11 protein-coding genes and 1 pseudogene are annotated in these 16,322 nt (G+C 64.1%); 4 read left to right on the top strand and 8 right to left on the bottom strand.

Annotated elements, in window-relative coordinates; all coding sequences use genetic code 11:
- The first annotated feature begins 66 nt into the window (after window positions 1–66).
- Entirely contained in the window at window positions 67–1,026 is a 960-nt protein-coding gene (locus C8C92_RS23575; protein ID WP_243420338.1) for a LysR family transcriptional regulator, read from the top strand.
- Here C8C92_RS23575 and C8C92_RS23570 read toward each other — a convergent pair.
- Entirely contained in the window at window positions 1,019–2,089 is a 1,071-nt protein-coding gene (locus tag C8C92_RS23570) for a hypothetical protein (RefSeq protein WP_116745389.1), read from the bottom strand. The genes C8C92_RS23575 and C8C92_RS23570 overlap by 8 nt on opposite strands.
- 305 nt (window positions 2,090–2,394) lie before the next feature.
- Here C8C92_RS23570 and C8C92_RS23565 point away from each other — a divergent pair, with 305 nt between their 5' ends.
- Window positions 2,395–2,814 (top strand): hypothetical protein, encoded by a 420-nt coding sequence (locus C8C92_RS23565; RefSeq protein WP_116745388.1) that lies wholly within the window; start codon window positions 2,395–2,397, stop codon window positions 2,812–2,814.
- A gap of 116 nt (window positions 2,815–2,930) precedes the next feature.
- On the opposite strand, the gene C8C92_RS23560 is transcribed toward C8C92_RS23565, so the two are convergent.
- Window positions 2,931–4,445 carry a hypothetical protein gene (locus C8C92_RS23560; RefSeq protein ID WP_116745387.1) on the bottom strand — a complete coding sequence of 505 codons (1,515 nt, stop codon included), beginning with the start codon at window positions 4,443–4,445 and terminating at the stop codon, window positions 2,931–2,933.
- The gene (locus C8C92_RS23555; protein ID WP_099762362.1) at window positions 4,442–5,323 is read right to left on the bottom strand and encodes a hypothetical protein; all 882 of its coding nucleotides are present in this window, start codon (window positions 5,321–5,323) and stop codon (window positions 4,442–4,444) included. Before C8C92_RS23555 ends, C8C92_RS23560 begins: the two co-directional genes overlap by 4 nt.
- 167 nt (window positions 5,324–5,490) lie before the next feature.
- Here C8C92_RS23555 and C8C92_RS23550 point away from each other — a divergent pair, with 167 nt between their 5' ends.
- Together C8C92_RS23550 and C8C92_RS23545 are read left to right on the top strand one after the other, a co-directional pair.
- Window positions 5,491–6,420 carry a hypothetical protein gene (locus C8C92_RS23550; RefSeq protein WP_133250819.1) on the top strand — a complete coding sequence of 310 codons (930 nt, stop codon included), beginning with the start codon at window positions 5,491–5,493 and terminating at the stop codon, window positions 6,418–6,420.
- A gap of 176 nt (window positions 6,421–6,596) precedes the next feature.
- Window positions 6,597–6,926: a hypothetical protein gene (locus C8C92_RS23545; protein WP_099762364.1), complete on the top strand. Its 330-nt coding sequence runs from the start codon at window positions 6,597–6,599 to the stop codon at window positions 6,924–6,926.
- A 34-nt stretch (window positions 6,927–6,960) separates the two neighbouring features.
- Here C8C92_RS23545 and C8C92_RS23540 read toward each other — a convergent pair whose 3' ends face one another.
- From C8C92_RS23540 to C8C92_RS23520, 5 genes and pseudogenes are all read right to left on the bottom strand, one after another.
- Complete coding sequence (locus C8C92_RS23540; protein ID WP_243420337.1) at window positions 6,961–9,081, bottom strand: GGDEF domain-containing protein; 2,121 nt, start codon at window positions 9,079–9,081, stop codon at window positions 6,961–6,963.
- Between the two features lie 111 nt (window positions 9,082–9,192).
- Window positions 9,193–10,728, bottom strand: a complete 1,536-nt coding sequence (locus tag C8C92_RS23535; RefSeq protein ID WP_279340945.1) for a methyl-accepting chemotaxis protein — start codon at window positions 10,726–10,728, stop codon at window positions 9,193–9,195.
- Window positions 10,729–11,016: 288 nt separating this feature from the next.
- Complete coding sequence (locus C8C92_RS23530; RefSeq protein ID WP_099764462.1) at window positions 11,017–12,348, bottom strand: IS4 family transposase; 1,332 nt, start codon at window positions 12,346–12,348, stop codon at window positions 11,017–11,019.
- Window positions 12,349–12,673: 325 nt separating this feature from the next.
- Window positions 12,674–14,483, bottom strand: a pseudogene (locus tag C8C92_RS23525) (ABC transporter transmembrane domain-containing protein).
- The gene (locus C8C92_RS23520) at window positions 14,473–16,224 is read right to left on the bottom strand and encodes an ABC transporter transmembrane domain-containing protein (RefSeq protein ID WP_116745384.1); all 1,752 of its coding nucleotides are present in this window, start codon (window positions 16,222–16,224) and stop codon (window positions 14,473–14,475) included. The pseudogene C8C92_RS23525 and the gene C8C92_RS23520 overlap by 11 nt, the downstream one beginning before the upstream one ends.
- Window positions 16,225–16,322 lie beyond the last annotated feature (98 nt).

Genomic DNA, 16,322 nt, shown 5'->3' with positions numbered 1-16,322 from the left:
GGCGAGGGCGGCAAACAATCGCCCAGCGGTTGACAGATTGTCGTCAAAACGCAGACAATCTTTGACATGGATCAACTAAAAGCGATGGAAATCTTTGTCGAAGTGGCGCGCCAGCGCAGCTTCACCGTGGCCGGGCAGCGCCTGGGCCTGACGCGGGCCATGGTCAGCAAGACCATCATGCAGCTGGAAGAACGCCTGCATGCGCGCCTGCTGCACCGTTCCACGCGCGAAGTGAGTCTGACGGATGCGGGGCGCGCCTACCTGGCGCCGTGCATGGCCACCGTCAGTCAGGCGCAGGAAGCGGCGCGCATGGTGGCGCACGTGGCGCAGACGGGAGCGGGGGCGGAGCTGGCCGGACCGCTGCGCATCCAGGCGCCATCGAGTTTCGGCAGCGCGTGGCTGGCCGATGCCGTCGCCCGTTTCAGCCTGCTGCACCCGCAGGTGCGGGCCGAGTTGTTTGTCGACGATGCCCTGCTCGACCCGATACGCCACGGTTTTGATTTGACGATACGCGTGGGCGGCATCCCGGACAGCAGCGCGCTGGCCATGCGCCCGCTGGCGCCGTGCCGCGCCGTGCTGTGCGCCAGTCCCGCCTATCTGGCGCAATGGGGCGTGCCGCAGACGCCACAAGATTTATTGCAGCACCAGTGCCTGCATTTCAGCCACCTGACCGATGGCACGCACTGGCGTTTCCAGCAGGGAGAGGGAGAACAGCGCGAGGAAGTGGGCGTGCGCGTGCAGGCGGGCTTCACGGCGAACAATGGCCTTGTGCTGCACCAGGCGGCGCTGCGGGGACTGGGCATCGTCTACAGCACCACCTTCCTCGCCTGGCGCAATCTGCTCGATGGCAGCCTGCGGCCCGTGCTGCCCGGCTGGGAGCTGCCGCTGAATCATTTGAGCGCGCTGTATCCGGCCAGCCGGCAAATGTCGCCGAAGGTGCGCGCGCTGATCGATTTCCTGGTGGCCGAATACCAGCCCGTGCCGCCATGGGACCGCGAGCTGGCAGCGGCCGGATTTTTTAGTTGAAGGTGACGGGTTCCAGCGTCCATGCGCCATCCGCGTACACGCGCTCGTCGTCGAGGTAAACGGCCTCGGTGACGGCGAAGATATCGACGTGGTAGCGCGCATCCTTGCGCTTGAACTGCGGCTTGGTGTAGACGCCGTGCTTGGCGCCCAGCGACAAATGGATGCCGCACATGCGTTCATACGTGCCGATATCGTTGACCAGCTGCTCGCGCGAAAAGGCGCGGTTCATGCCGAAGCCCAGTTCGCGCACCCACACCTCGCCTTCATGCGCGCGGATGATCTCCAGCATGGCGGTAAATTCTGGCGTGGCGTTTTCCGTGCCCGTCACGCGGCCCTTGTCGATGATCAGGGTGATCGGCGTGTCGGGGCGGTTGACCATGAACTGCGTGTCGCCAAAGACGAAGATGCGCACGCGCCCGTTCACCGCTTCCAGGTCCTGCGCTTCCGTAAACACTTCGCCCAGGGGGAACTGGCCGCCGATATTGTTCATCCCCGCATAATCGCCGATATTGAGTTTGGCCGATTCGAACGGCGAGGCGAAGACCAGCTGCTCGCCGCCGCTGTCGATCATGCCATGATGGGCGCGATCGATGCGCGCTTTCAGTGCATGGCCTACGCCGCGATAATAGGCGGGATCGTAGGCCAGCGAAGCGATGTAGTGCAATCCCTGCACGCCGGGCATGCGCGACAGATGCACGTGTTCGATCACTTTCAGGCCCCGCTTGAACAGCTCGATGCGGATGCGGAACGCTTCCAGGCGGAAGCTGGTCGACTGGATCAGCACGACGAGACTGCCGGCGGGCAGTTCGGCAAACGCGGCCAGCACGGCGTCCGGCGTGACCTCGTCGAAATCGATGAAGCTCGCGTCCGGCAAGGCCTGGCGATATGCTTCCGTCAGTACCACGTTGAGCCAGCTGCGCTTGTCGCAGACGATCAGGGCCGGTTCGTCCGGGCGGTGACAGATGGCCATGGCCAGCAGGTCGGCCACGTTTTGCGCGGCCACTTCGGTGGCGGCGGCGCTGATGGCGTCGAGCCGGCTGGTGTCATTCTCGGGAAGCGTCATGGTGCGAAGGTGTCTGGCGTGAAGGAATCGCAGCATTATAAGGCGATTGCGGCTGGGCATACCATTCCCCGTCCGGCGGAGGACCTGTGGTTGCCGCGCCCTGATTATCTTGTGTAGTGCTTTATGGCAATGTATTATTTGATAAATGGTATGAAAAGGTATGGCAGCGAGCCTGGACGCGCATCGGCGCAGCGGCAAAGCCGCGCATGCGTACGGTGACACGCTTTCAGTGATGCAGGGACAACAAGCCAACAGGCGATGACTAAGAGTGTGATGTGATGAGCATAATCGGACAAGATATTCCCATGGAGCGGCCAGATACGGATGGGCGCGCTGCCGTATTCGTTCCCGTTACGGGCGTCAAGGAAGATGTCTTGCTGACCATACGCAAGGGGGCGGCGATCGTCGGCTTTGCCAATCACGACCGCACGATCACCGTGTATTTTGAAAGCAACCGCTTTGACGACCCCGTGCTGGCCAAGTGGGAGCACAAGGCGCGCAAGGCCTACGACCGCCTGGTCGACAATGCGCCCACCGTGTCGAAGCTGACCACCAGCCCCGTCAATTTCGAGCAGATTGGCTATATCAATGGCAAGGGCATCACCATTCGCCGCATGGAAAGCTTGCAGCGCTGGCTCGCGTATTCGAACGCGATGGAGACTTGCCCGGTAACGGATATCATTCCGCGCACGCTTCTCGCGAAGTCTGAAAGCGTCAAGGTGTAGGTGTGCATACGGGAGCCAACAATGGCGCCAACAATGGAGCCAACAATGTGTCGGATTACGCGCGGCTTTGCCGCGCTAATCCGACCTACGCGACCTACGCCTGACCTTGCTTATTCCTACACCACGACGATATTTGCCTGCGCCTTGAGCGGGCAGGGCAGGGTGTCGTCGAAGGTGATTTCGATGGCGCTGGCGACGAACATGCCGCCGATGTGCTGGGCGGCGATTTCCGGCGGCGTGCCCGGCTTGGTCAGGTTGACGTCTTGCGCGAAGACGAAGACTCTCCAGGTGCCGTAGACTTTTTGATCATATTGCAGCAAGGTGCGGTAAGCCCGTTTCAAGTCCAGGCTGCCTGCGTACACGCCGTCGTTGGCGCCCGGGTCGAAGCCCAGGCCATCGTCGGTCAGCGATGCGACGAAATACAGGCCCTGCGGTGCCTGGAACAGCACGAAGGCATACAGCTCCGTGCCGCGGAACACATTGCCATTGTCGCGCTGGAAGCTGGCGCGTATCCACAGCGGTTCGTACGCTTGCACGACGGCGGGCGTATCCGTTTCCACGGGCCCCGCCACGTGGATGTTGACTTGCGTTTCGGTCACCGCATGCTGGTAGGTGGCGCCCGTGGTGAAACGTTGATACTCCCAGCTGATGTCGGCCGTGTAGGGCAGGCCCGCATTCGGCGCTTCCGGCAGCACCCATTTCGCCACGACGCGCTCGGCCAGGGTCAGTTCGCCGGCGGCCGGTGGTGTTGCTTCCTGGCCACGCCAGAACGGGTCCGCGATATCGGAGCAGGCGACGGCGATGGCGCCCGAGGCGATGGCCGAGGCCACGCCCGCCACCGTGAATTCGGGCTGGCCCGAGCCGGCCCCTTCGAGCGAACAGCAATCGACGCTGGGATCGGTTTCCTCGAAGCTGCCGCCCACGCTGAAACTGGCCTTGCCGGAACCGAGTGCGGCGGCAATGATGGCGACCAGCGCGGCGATGATGGCGATGATGATGGCGAGTATCTTCCACCACGGGTCGGAAAACGGCAGCTCGCCATGCGTGCCCGCATAGGCGGGGTTCGGCGTCCAGACGAGGGTCATGCCGGTCGGCACGATGGGGCCCAGGCCGGGCGGGCAGCGGCACGCATTTGCCCCACCTTTGTCATCCGTGCCCGTGCTGCCCCAGCGCTTGCCGGGCATGTGGCCTTGTGGTTTTGACAGTTCCAGCGTGCCTTCCTCGACCGTGCAGGTATAGGTATTGGTGGCGCTGTCGAAGCGCGTCTGCGAGACGAAGATTTGCTGGATCGAGCGGCGCGGCGCATAGCCGTCCGCCTTGGCGACAAAGCTGACGAGTCTCTTGCCGGGCGCCGCATGCTGGAAGTCGGCGTCCCACATCACCAGCATGGCCGCGCCGGCCGGAATGCTGGCAAAGAAAAAGGTGCGCGCCACGGGCACGATGCCGGGGTCGCCCACGCTTTCCAGGTACACCGTGACATTCGTCAGCGCGCTGCTGGACATGTTGGTGACGTGGGCGGCGATGCGCAAGCCATAGATGGCATTGTCAAAGATGCCATCGGGCAGCATGATGTTGGTGACGGGCTCGATCGCGAACGGCCGCGTCAGCACCTGCATGGGGGTGTCGCTCATGATGCTTGCTCCTCGGGGCTGTGCTGCGCCTGCTCGTGCGCTTGTTCTTGCTCCGGAGTGGTGACGAGATACGTGACGCCGCCCAGTACCTTGCCATCCTGACTCTCCAGCACGCGCAGCAGCGCATACTGGCGTGGCGGCAAGGCTTCGGCGCGCAGGCTCAGGTACGCGGCCTGCGCCTGGCCACGCGGCACTTCCAGCGCCAGTTTTTGCTCGCCGGGCACATCGCCATTGCAGTGGGGCGTGCGTGCCAGGCCCGCGATCAGGCGCGCTTCCCTGGCCGGCTGCCATTTTTCCAGGCCCAGGGTGGCCAGCAGGCGCGGCGGCAGTTCGCCGCCCTGTTCAATGTGCAATGCCACTTTCCTGGCTGCACGAGGCAGGGCCGCCACCGTGATGGTCAGCAATTGCGCGCGCCGCGCCGCCAGCACCACGGTGACGTTGCGCTGGGCGATCTGCTCGTGCTGTTTGGGCTGGAAGGGGAAACCGTTGGGCAGCGGGTCGGGCAGCGGGTTGATGTCGCCCGCGCCGTGGGCCACGGCCAGCAGGCATTCGTGGCCACCATTGACGATGACGGGCACCCAGGGCACGAGGCACAGCACTTCCTGCGTGGCGCCGGGCGGCAAGTCGGCAAACGCGGAACCGATCTGCGTGGCGGCGCCGACGGCGATCTGGCCGGACGGGTCGGCCCAGTAAAAGTCCACGCGCACGCCGTTCGAGGCGCTGTTGCCCGTGTTGTGCACGCGGCCCCACAGGTAATTGCTGGTGCCGGCAATGGGCGCGCCGGGCGGGCCATTCGGATCATTGCCCGGCACGACCCAGATATCGGCGCTGTCCCACCACCAGGGCTGGCCGTCTTCGATGATCAGGTGGGCTGGCATGGCGTTCTCCTTGTCCTGGGCCTTGTCTGTAGCTTAGGCCGCGGTGGCGCTGGCCACTTGATCGGTATCAAGGCCATGGAACACGGCGCCGGTGCGCCGTTGGCGTGCTTGCGTGGGGTAATATTGCGGCAGAATGCAGCTGAGTAAATCCAGGAAAAGGTTGGAACGTGTCTGAAACAGTGAATGAAGTTTGCATCAACGCCGCTTGCGGCCGAACCTTGCCGCTGCGCGTGGCGCATTGCCCGTTTTGCGGCGCGCGCCAGGTGGCTGCAGCGCCGGTTCTGGAGAAACTGCCAGCGCCGCCCCCGCTGCCGCGCATGCCGCCGCCGGTGCCCGTCGCCCCGTCCGTTCCTGCACCGCAAGCCGCGCCTCAGCCCGCTCCTGCTCCCCAGCCCGTCCTGCCACCGGCTGCCGCACCTGCACCCGCAGCTGCAACTGCGCCGGCCAAGGCGCCGCCCGCCAAGCCTGCCATCAAGGGGTCGGTGCCGCCGCCACGCCCACCCGTGCGCTTGCGCACCTGGATCGCGGCGGCCGTGGTGCTGACCGGTATCTGGTTCTTCAACAAGCCGGCCGACAAGCCGGCCAGCGTGGCGGAACAGGTCGAAGCCGCCACTGCGCTGGCGGCGCAGTGCGACCTGGACGGGGCGCGCAGTGCGCTGGCCGTGCTGAAAAGCGCCAGGGCGCCCGCCGTGCAGGTCAAACGCTTGCAGGCGAACATCACCAAATCCGCCGCTACTTGCGACCGGCAACAGCAGCGGGCGCAGGCGTGGACGGCGCTGCAGGACAGCGTCAACCAGGCCCTCGATGCGGGCAAGCCGGACGTGGCCGCATCGCGCCTGGCCATCTACGTGAAACGCTGGGGCGATGATCCCGACACGCTGGAACTCGATGCCAAGGTCAAAGTGGCGCAAGCGAGCGGCCAGCTCGACCTGGCCGACGCTTGCCTGGCGAAAAGCGACCGCGTCTGCCTGGAAAACAGCCTGATCGCCGCCGAGCGCTACAAGCGGCCGGAACTGGCGGCGCGCACGCAGGCGCTGCGCACGGCGTTGTCGCAATTGCTCGAACGTTCGCTGCTGGACGCTGCGCCGGGCCAGTAGCGCACAGCTACATGGTGCCCATCGGAAAAGGCACCGTAAAAAATATCAAGATACCATTGCTTACAACTACGCCACAAAAGCCTGTTTTTATGTGCGTTAGCGCACGCTAGAAAATTTTAGGCAGGTGTATATTGCGAACTGATCTGTGTCTTTTGATAATAATGAAAGGGAATATCATGAAAGTAAGCAAAAATTGGATGACCGTGTGCGCCGCCGGGATGATGGTTGTGGCACTGGCTGCCTGCCAGAAGAAGGATGATGTCGCTGCCGGTCCTGCGGAACAAGCTGGCCAGAAGATCGATGCGGCCGCTGCCAAGGCTGAAGCCGACATCAAGGCCGCCGCTAGCAAAGCCGATGCCGCCGTGAGTCAGGCCGCTTCCGAGACGGGCGCCAAGATGGACCAGGTCGCCGCTGACGCCGACAAGAAAATGAGCGAAGCGGCCGATGCCGTCGGCAAGAAAGTGGAAAAAGCCGGCGAAAAGATGCAGGACGCCGCGCACAAGTAATACTTGCAATAAGCGCGCCAGCCCGCAGCTGCCGTCAGGTGATGGCAGCTGCCGCGACGCCATCGCTGGCGCCTGCCTGCTTGCCATGCGCCGCTGTCCCTGTATTGCTACTATCCATTCCGTCCGTTCCCCCCAGCACCACGCTCAAATCGACAAAGCCGTCGCGCCACGCGCGTTCCAGGTCTTGCTCCACCGCTTCCAGAGTCGTTCTTTCCACCTGCTGAAAACCGCGCAAGCCATATGCCCGGTTGCGCCCATGCGCCTTGGCCAGGTATAGCGCCATGTCGATCAGGTTGACGCTGCGTTCCCACGTGAGCGGCCGTCCCAGCGGCGTCAGCGGGTAGGGCGCAAAGCCCACGGACACGTGTACCTGGATGGCCTGTCCCTGGTAGCGGATGACTTGCGCCGCCATGCCGTTGAGGATGCGCCGCGCGATATCGTCGAGGCCGTCCCGCGCGACGGCGGGCAGGAAGGCGAGGAATTCCTCGCCGCCCCAGCGCACGATCATGTCCGTTTCACGCAGCACGTCGTGCAAGGTTTCGGCGATCGTCGTCAGCACCAGGTCACCCGCCGCGTGGCCGTAACGGTCGTTGATGTGCTTGAAATGGTCGACGTCGAGCAGGAACATTGCCCCCACGACATCGCCGCCGCAGGACGGCTGCGGCTTGCCCGCATGGCTGCGCATGAATTCCTGGAAATGGCGGCGGTTGTACAGCGCCGTCAGCGGGTCGCGCGAGCTTTGGCGCTTGAGTTCCTGGTTCTTCACCTTCAGTTGCACGTTCGCGTGGCGCACCTTGCGGTACAGCAAGCTGACGATGACGGATGCCATGGCCAGCACCAGCGCCAGCAGCCACCACACGCGCTGCTGCAGGCGGCGGTTGTCGATCTCCGTGCTCTTCAGCTGATTTTCGCGGCTGAGCAGCTCGATCTGGCGCTGCTTCTTTTCCGCCTCATATTTTTCTTGTAATTCATACACGGCCTTTTGCCGCTGCTTTTCGAACAGCTGGTTGGAAATGCTCCGCTCGCGGTGGTAGGCCGTGACGGCGCCGCGCATGTCGCCCGCCTTTTCCAGCGCCATGCCGTACTCCAGCAGCACGGCCTGCATGTCCGGCTGGTTGGCCGTGCGCTCGTAGTAGGCCAGGCCCGTGGCCACGCTTTGCTTGCCTTCCTGCAAGCGTCCCTGGCCGATCAGCGCCTGGCCGATGTTCAGGCGTGCCGTCGCCTCCACCTGTTCATCGTTGACCAGGCGCGCCGCCGTGATGGCTTCGTTCGCAAAGCGCAGGGCGCGCGCATAATCGCTTTCTTTCAGATAGCTGTCCGACAGATTGACGAGGGTCACGGCCACCATGCCGCTGGCGCCCAGCTGGCGTTCCAGCGCCAGAGCCGCCAGCAGGGCGCGCTGGCCCCGTTGCGGCTGCTGCGCGTCGAGCGCCAGCCCGTATTCCGTATTCTTCGCCTGCGCCATGCGGCCCGGCGATGCCAGGGTGGCGCAGACGGCGAGCAGCTCGTCGAGCACTTCGAAGCCCTTGTCGTATTCGCGCATCTGCGTGTGCAGCAGGGTGAGGGCATTCAGGGCGGCGGCCAGGCTGGAGGGGGAATTGCTCTGGCGCGCCAGGTCGACGGCCGCTTGCAGCTTGGCCAGCGCAAACGGGAAATTGCCTTCCTCGGCCCACGACTGGCCCGCGCTGATGGTGGCCTGCACGCGCACGGGCAGGTCGTCCGTGCGGTTGGCGATCTTTTCCGCTTCGAAGGCCAGCAGATGCGAAGCGCGGCCTTCGTTCCTGGCAAACGTGATGTAGGCCTTGCTGAGCATGCCTTTCGCCAGCGCCACGTCGCTCTTGTTCATGCGGGCGTAGGCGATCAGCTCCTCGGCCAGCTGCATGGCGATATCGTTCTGCCCCAGGCGCATGCGGGCGTTGCTCAGCTGGGCAAGGAATTCCGCACGCACGGGCAGGGGCGCGCTGCGCGCCTGCGTTTCCACCTCTTGCAGGCGCTGCAGGGCGCGCGCGGGCACGAAACGGCCATCTTCGCGCACGGCGGCGATATGCTGCTCAAGGTTGTCGATCTGTGCCTGGACGGCAGGCGGCAGCAGGCAGGCCAGTACCAGCAGCCAATGCGCCCTTCGCCACGATGCCCGTGTGTGTCTGCCTGCCAACTTCCCGCCCTCGCAATGACCATGCCTGTTTGCAACGATTATATGATGTTGCAATCAAGAAATATCATGCTGTGTGCAGATTTTTGCGAAAGTGCACACTTTGGCTGCATGTCAGCGCAGGGCCAGGGCGGCCGTGGCCGGCGGGCTGCCTTTCAGGCGGAAGATGGCGACGGCCTCGATCAGGGCTTGCGCCTGTTCCTGCAGGCTTTCGGCAGCAGCGGCCGCCTGCTCGACCAGGGCGGCATTCTGTTGCGTGATGTTGTCCATCTGCGTGACTGCCTGGTTGACCTCGCTGATCCCCGCGCTTTGCTCGTGGCTGGCGCTGGTGATCTCGCTCATGATGGCGGCCACCTTCTGGATCGATTCCACTACCAGCGCCATGGTGCGCCCCGCCTCGTCGACCAGTTTGCTGCCGGCGTCGACCCGTTCCACGGAGGCGCCGATCAGGGTCTTGATTTCCTGGGCGGCGGCAGCGCTGCGGTGGGCCAGGCTGCGCACCTCGCCGGCGACGACGGCGAAGCCGCGTCCCTGTTCGCCCGCCCGCGCCGCCTCGACGGCGGCGTTCAAGGCCAGGATGTTGGTCTGGAAGGCGATGCCGTCGATGACGCCGATGATGTCGGCGATCTGGCTCGAACTTTCCTTGATGGCGCCCATCGTGTTGACCACCTGGGCGACGACGGCGCCGCCCAGCACGGCGACGGCCGAGGCGGTGGCGGCCAGCTGGTTTGCCTCGCCGGCGTTGCTGGCGTTTTGCCGCACCGTCGCCGTCAGCGTTTCCATCGAACTGGCCGTTTCTTCGAGGGAACTGGCTTGCGCTTCAGTACGCGCCGACAGGTCGGCATTGCCCAGCGCGATTTCGTGCGTGGCGACCGACATTTCGCCGGTGCTGCTGCGGATGTCGCCGATCAGCCCCGTCAGGTTGGCGTTGATGGTGTTCATCGCGTGTAGCAGCACGCCGATTTCGTCGGCCCGTTCGATGACGGCATCGATGCTCAGGTCGCCGCCGGCGATCAATTGCGCCGTGGCGATCGCCTGGTCCAGGTTGCGTTTGATGTGGCGGTACACGAGGAACAGGCACAGCAGCGAAACCATGACCGACACCAGCAGCACGCCGACGGTGACGGAATAGGCCGCCATGGTGCCGCCCGTCGCCGTCTGCACGGCCGCGCTCGTGCGCTGGTCTAGCAGCGTGAGAAATTCATTCACCGGCTGCATGATCTTGCCCTTGTTGCGGTGGTATTGGGCATCGTGCATGATGGTGCGGGCCATTTCCAGGTCGGGCGGACCCTTCTTGGTAAAGTTGCCGCTGCCGTCGTCGAACAAGCCCTTGACGGCGTTCATGGCGATCACCTCGGTCTTCACCAGGCCGTCGGAATTGGTCTGGGCCTCTTGCAGTTTGGCGAATTCCTGCTCGCTGAAGCCGGCTTTGCGCATCAGCTCGGCCAGTGGCACGCTGGGGCCCGTCGACGCCGGCACCGGCATGCCCGCCGCCACGAAGTCCCAGTAGATGCGCTCGTAGTGGGCGGGGCGCGGCTTCTTGCCGTTGCGGATGTCGAGGATATCCATGTATTGCTGCTCGTAGCTGACGTCGCCCGTGACGACGTAGGTGCGGGCCAGCCGGGTCAGGTCGTCCGAGCTTTGCCGCAATTCATCGGCCAGCAGATAGGATTGGAAGCGCGTTTCAGTGACCTGGTTCGCTTCAGCCTGTTTGGTGGCGACGCGGAACAGGGCCAGCAGGCTGACGATGGAGAGCGCCAGGCTGAGAGCCTATCCCAGTAGATGAATACATCTCCTGCTGGCGCCCCTCAGAAGCGGGGACTGCGTTGATCGTCGTTGCGTGGCTCGCCACGCGTCCTCCTCACGCCTTATCCGCGCTCCTGATGCGCGGCCAGCAGAAGACGCTCCCTACTGGGATAGGCTCTAAGCAGCACCCCTTTAAAGGTGTACATTGACAGCCCCGTCTTTTAATACCCGTGCCGTTGATACGTGGCGTCTGGCAACAGCACCGGCCACGTAGCCTTTTTTCGCTGTTTTTTTCGGGCCGCGAGGGTGTTTGCGCAGCGTTTTTGGTTTGGCGTAAGCGGCAATCTGAAGCAGTAATTTGCTCAGCTCTGATGCACACATGGCGTCGTAGCGCCGCCATGCTTTGGTTGGCACAGCCATCACCATGCCGGCATAGTGCGCTCGTACCTCCACGGCCACATAAAACGGCGATAGCTCAATGCCGCTGGCAACCAAGTCATGCGCGGTGCTTACCGCGCGCTGCAAGACAGTCAGCACGTTATAGGCCAGGATCGCGGTGCCGAACGCGAACAGGGCTGCGCGCGGGTGTCCGAGAGTCTTGACTTCACTGTGCAAGACCGATTCGAGCCGCTGGAACATTGTCTCGATCCGCCAGCGCTTGCTGTATAGGCGAGCAATGGCACGTGCGCTGAAATGCTCTTTTGGTAGATTCGTCAGTAATCGGAGCATCATTTCGCCATCGTCAGTGGGCTTGTAAAGTTGCAGTTCAATACGACGTAATGCTACCTTCTGTCCTGTAGCTCCAGGGATGGCAACGCACTGTTCAAAGACGGCGCCGGTCGCGATTCTCCCTCGATATGTCAGCTCGTCGAGCGGTGCCGGATTGGGCGTACGACCGTGCTCACGCACGATGAAGGCACACCCACGGCGATCCCATTCGGACAGGATCATGCGCGTGCTGAAGTTGCGATCAGCAATCCACAGGTCGCCCGGATGCGAACGCTCTAGTAGCGGCGGCATCACGGCGCGTTCCTGCGAGTGTGCATCTTCGCAAGGCTCCATATCGACGACCAGGCCCGAATCAGGGTCATACACCACAAGGGACTGGCCAGGCAATGCGGCGCCGCGAAAGGCGCGTAAAGGCTTCAACCGCTTTTCGCTTGCAGGCAAATGGTTACCGTCCACGATTCGGGTGCGGTAACCCGGAACCAGCGGTGCATTCCCCTGCAAAAATGGCGTGATCACATCTCCAAGGCGCTCGACGCTGCCGGTGACCAGAGCCCGTACCAGGTTCGGCTCGGTATGCTTGACCTTGTCATATAAAGCTTGCACCGAAACAGGCAAATCAGGGTAAGCCTGCGCTGCAGCGTGAAGCGATGGCCGCAGCCCAACTGCGACCACGGACATCAGTTCGACTGTCGTCGAGAACAGTAGCTCCCTCTGGTATTGGGCGCCACGTTCACGCTCGAAAAGTGCATCGACCCAAGCAGGGTCGAGGGCACGTTGCAGCGCCAGCCTTGCCATTACAGTCAGCGGGCTGATTTTTGCGCAGTGCGATACCACAGCATTCATCATCATGGCAGTTTCCTCCTATCCCAGTTAGATGATGTTTGCGACAAAGAGTGCAGGTTTTATCTCATCTGTGACGACGCACCTTTAAAGGGGTGGCTCTAAGCAGGAAGATGGCGGCAAAGATATTCCTGATCGACAGTTTGCTGCGCATGGCGTCCCCCGGAAGTGTGGTTGGGGCCGTCGGCACTGCCCGCCAGATGAATATACTCCCGTCCGGTCGGCATTTTTAATGCCGTACAGAAAAAAAGTGGCGCCGCGCAACGGCGCCCTGTGCCTATCAAACTGCCAGTTGCTGCAGCAGGTACAGGCGCTGGTACAAACCGCCCTCGATCTGCATCAGTTCTTCGTGGGCTCCCGCTTCCGTGATGCGGCCGTGATTGAGCACGATGATCCGGTCGGCCTCGCGGATAGTCGACAGGCGGTGCGCGATGGCGATGATGGTGACCTTGCCGCGCAACTCGTTGAGGGCCAGCTGCACGATCTGCTCGGTCTGGCTATCGATGCGCGAGGTCGCCTCGTCCAGCAGCAAGATGCGCGGCTGGCCGGCCAGCGCGCGGGCAATCGCGATCAGCTGTTTCTGCCCCGACGACAGGCGCGAGCCGCCTTCGCCCAGCGGCGTATCGTAGCCGTGTTCCAGCGCGGCGATGAAGTCGTGCGCATGCGCGGCGCGCGCCGCCGTCTCGATCTGCTGCTGCGTGTAGCCGCGGCCCATGTCGATGTTTTCGCGCGCCGAGGCGGCCAGCAGGAAGGGGTCTTGCGGCACCAGGCCCACGTCGGCGCGGAAGTGCTCGTTGTCGATGCTGTCGAGGGCGACGCCATTGATGGCGATGCTGCCCTGCGTGACGGGGTAAAAGCGCAGCAGCAGCGAGAGCAAAGTCGACTTGCCGCTGCCCGTGTGGCCGACGATGCCAAAAAACGCGCCCTGCGGAATGCTCAGCGACAGGTCGTGCAGCACGGGCTGGTTTTCCACGTAGGCGAAGGTCAGGCGCGCGATGTCCACGGCGGGCACGTCGCTGTCCGCTGTCGCCTGCCGCAGGGCCGGTGTTTGTCTTCCCTGCGCGTGTTCCAGCGCCTGCGCTTCGTCCAGCAGGGCCGAGACGCGTGCCGTCGCCACCACCGACTGCTGCAGCTGGCTGAATTGCATGGTGATCTGGATCAGCGGCTCGATCACGCGCGCGATATAGCTGATGAACGCGTACAGCACGCCCACTTCCAGGGCGCCCATCTCGCGCTGGCCGAAGCTGAAGATGACGACGGCCAGCAGCACGATGTTGAGCATGTCGAGCGCGGGGCGCAGCAGCCAGGCGTTGGCGCGCAATTCCTGCATGCGCGCCGTGTAGTGATCCTGGTTGATGCCCGTGAAGCGCGCGCCGAAGCGTTTTTTCCGCGTTATTCGCCTGCAGCACGCTCATGCCGCCGATCGATTCGGCGATCTGCCCGTTGATCTCGCTGCGCAGGGCGCGCGCGCGCGTGACGGCCGGCGCGCTCCAGCGCTGGTACAAAAAGACGATCACCAGCACGGCCGGCAGCAGGGCCAGCACGATCAGCATCAGCCGCCAGTCGAGGAAGGCCATGGCGGCCATGGTGCCGACCAGCACGATGGAGCTGTCGAGGATGACGAACAGCACCTGCACGTACAGCGATTTCACCGCTTCCGTATCGTTGGTGACGCGGCTGACCAGCTGGCCCGTGATGGCGCGGTCGAAAAAGGCCATGGGCAGGCGCAGCACGTGTTGATACACGGTTTCGCGCAGGCGCTGCACCGAGCGCATGGCCAGGCCGGACAGGCGCACCAGCTGCAAATAGCGCAGGCCGGAAGCGACCCAGCCCGTCAGCAGGCAGCCACCCAGCAGCAGCGACATGCGCGTCCAGTCCAGGTGGCGCGGCAGCAGATGCTGGTCGATCAGGGCCTTGCCCAGAATCGGCCCCGTCACTTCCAGCGCGGCGGCGAGGATCAGCCAGAAGGTGGCCCAGTATAAATGGCGCAGGTCGGGCGCGGCGGCGCGGCGCAGCAGGCCGATGGCTTGCGCGGCCTGGCGGCGCACGGATGGCGTGGCGGTGCTGGCTTGGTCGGTCTTAGATGGCATTGAGGCTGGCCTCCAGTTGTTGATAGCGCCACTGGCTGGCGTACCAGCCGTCGCGCTGCATCAGCGCGTCGTGGCTGCCCGTTTCCGTCACGTGGCCATCGCGCAGCACCAGGATCAGGTCGGCGTTGACGACGGCGCTCAGGCGGTGGCTGGCGATGATGGCGCTGCGCTCGGGGCGCTTGCGGCGCAGCTCTTCCAGGTGCTGCAGGATGCGCGTCTCCGTGCCCGTGTCGACGGCGGATAAGGCATCGTCGAGCAGCAGCAAGCCGTTGTCGGCCAGGAGGGCGCGGGCGATCGCCACGCGCTGGCGCTGGCCGCCGGACAGGGTGATGCCCTTTTCGCCCACGTGGGTGGCATAGCCTTCGGGGAATTGCAGGATATCGTCGTGGATGTCGGCCAGCTGCGCCGCCCGTTCCACGTCTTCGCGCGTGGCGCCGGGACGGGCCAGGGCGATATTGTCGGCGATGCTGGCGGAGAATAAAAAGGACTCCTGCGGCACCCAGCTGATGGCCGCGCGCAGCGCATGCAGAGTGTACGCATCGAGCGGCTGACCGCTCCAGGTGGCCGTGCCTGATTGCGGCGTGACCTGGCGCAGCAGCACGCGCAGCAGGGTCGACTTGCCGCTGCCGGTAGGGCCCACTAAACCCAGAGTCTGGCCCGGCTGCAACAGCAGCGAAATGCCGGACAGGGCCGGCGCCGTCTGGCCCGCGTAGGCGAAGCCGATATCCTGCAATTGCAGGGGGCCGGGCGTCAGCGTATCGATCGTTCCGTGGTCGTCGATGGCCAGCGGCGCGTCTAACATGGGTTGCAAGCGCTGCCAGGCGGCGCGGCCACGTTCGATCAACGAGAGCACCCAGCCGGCGGCGAACATGGGCCAGATCAGCTGTCCCAGGTACATGGAAAAGCTCGTCAGCGCGCCGATGGTCAGCTGGTCTTGCCATACGAGGTAGCCGCCCAGGCCCAGGGTCAGCGCGGTGGCGGCCGTCAGGGTCAGGCCGACGGCCGGTTCATACGCCGCTTCCCAGCGCTGCGCCGTCAGGCTGGCGTTGGCTGCATGGCCGGCCAGGGTGGAGAACTGCTTGCTGCTGCGCTCTTCCAGACCCAGCGCGCGCAGGGTGCGCACGCCCGACAGCGATTCCTGCACATGGTCGTTCAGCGCGGAAAAGCGTTGCAGCGAATCGGTCGACGCCGTGTGGATATGGCTGGAAATGCGCCAGAAGGCCAGTCCCATCAGCGGGAAGGGCAGCAAGGCGATGCAGGCCAGGCGCCAGTCCACGCCCAGCAGCATGATGCCCAGCACCATCAGCAAGGTCAAGGTGCCGTCGAAGCCGGCCAGCATGGCTTCGCCGGCGGCCATTTCGATGGCGTCGATGTCGTTCGTCGCCAGCGCCATCAGGTCGCCCGTGCGCTGGTTCTGGTAAAAGGATGCGCCCTGCTGCGACATGCGCGTATAGAAGCGCGTGCGCAGCATCACGCCCAGCTGGTAGGCGGCCTTGAACAGGGTGATGCGCCAGCCCACGCGCAGAAAGTAAATGACGACGCCGACGGCGAGCAGGGTCAGCAGCTCCAGCCACAGTTCGGCAGCCGTCATGCGGTGCGCGGCCAGCGCGTCGATGATGGCGCCCACGCGGCGCGGGATCCAGACGGTCAGTGTCGCCACGCCGGTCAGCATGACGGCGGCGGCGGCATACGCCGGCCAATGCTGACGCACGAAGCCGGCGATGAGCCTCGATAAACTCATGGTTACCTTTTGTTTTGAGTAATGGGGTGTCGCGGGGCGGAAGGACGGGCACGCGGACGGAAAGTACGCGTAGGATACAACAAGGCGGAAAAGCGCGC

The sequence above is a fragment of the Janthinobacterium sp. 78 genome (assembly GCF_003096775.1).
GTDB lineage: Bacteria > Pseudomonadota > Gammaproteobacteria > Burkholderiales > Burkholderiaceae_D > Janthinobacterium > Janthinobacterium tructae.
This window is presented reverse-complemented; position numbering and strand designations above follow the sequence as displayed.

Bases quoted from the DNA above. Each gene is read 5' to 3' on its own strand.
- C8C92_RS23575 (WP_243420338.1), top strand. From the start codon at position 67: ATGGATCAACTAAAAGCGATGGAAATCTTTGTCGAAGTGGCGCGCCAG.
- C8C92_RS23570 (WP_116745389.1), bottom strand. From the start codon at position 2,089: ATGACGCTTCCCGAGAATGACACCAGCCGGCTCGACGCCATCAGCGCC.
- C8C92_RS23565 (WP_116745388.1), top strand. From the start codon at position 2,395: ATGGAGCGGCCAGATACGGATGGGCGCGCTGCCGTATTCGTTCCCGTT.
- C8C92_RS23560 (WP_116745387.1), bottom strand. From the start codon at position 4,445: ATGAGCGACACCCCCATGCAGGTGCTGACGCGGCCGTTCGCGATCGAG.
- C8C92_RS23555 (WP_099762362.1), bottom strand. From the start codon at position 5,323: ATGCCAGCCCACCTGATCATCGAAGACGGCCAGCCCTGGTGGTGGGAC.
- C8C92_RS23545 (WP_099762364.1), top strand. From the start codon at position 6,597: ATGAAAGTAAGCAAAAATTGGATGACCGTGTGCGCCGCCGGGATGATG.
- C8C92_RS23530 (WP_099764462.1), bottom strand. From the start codon at position 12,348: ATGGCAAGGCTGGCGCTGCAACGTGCCCTCGACCCTGCTTGGGTCGAT.
- C8C92_RS23520 (WP_116745384.1), bottom strand. From the start codon at position 16,224: ATGAGTTTATCGAGGCTCATCGCCGGCTTCGTGCGTCAGCATTGGCCG.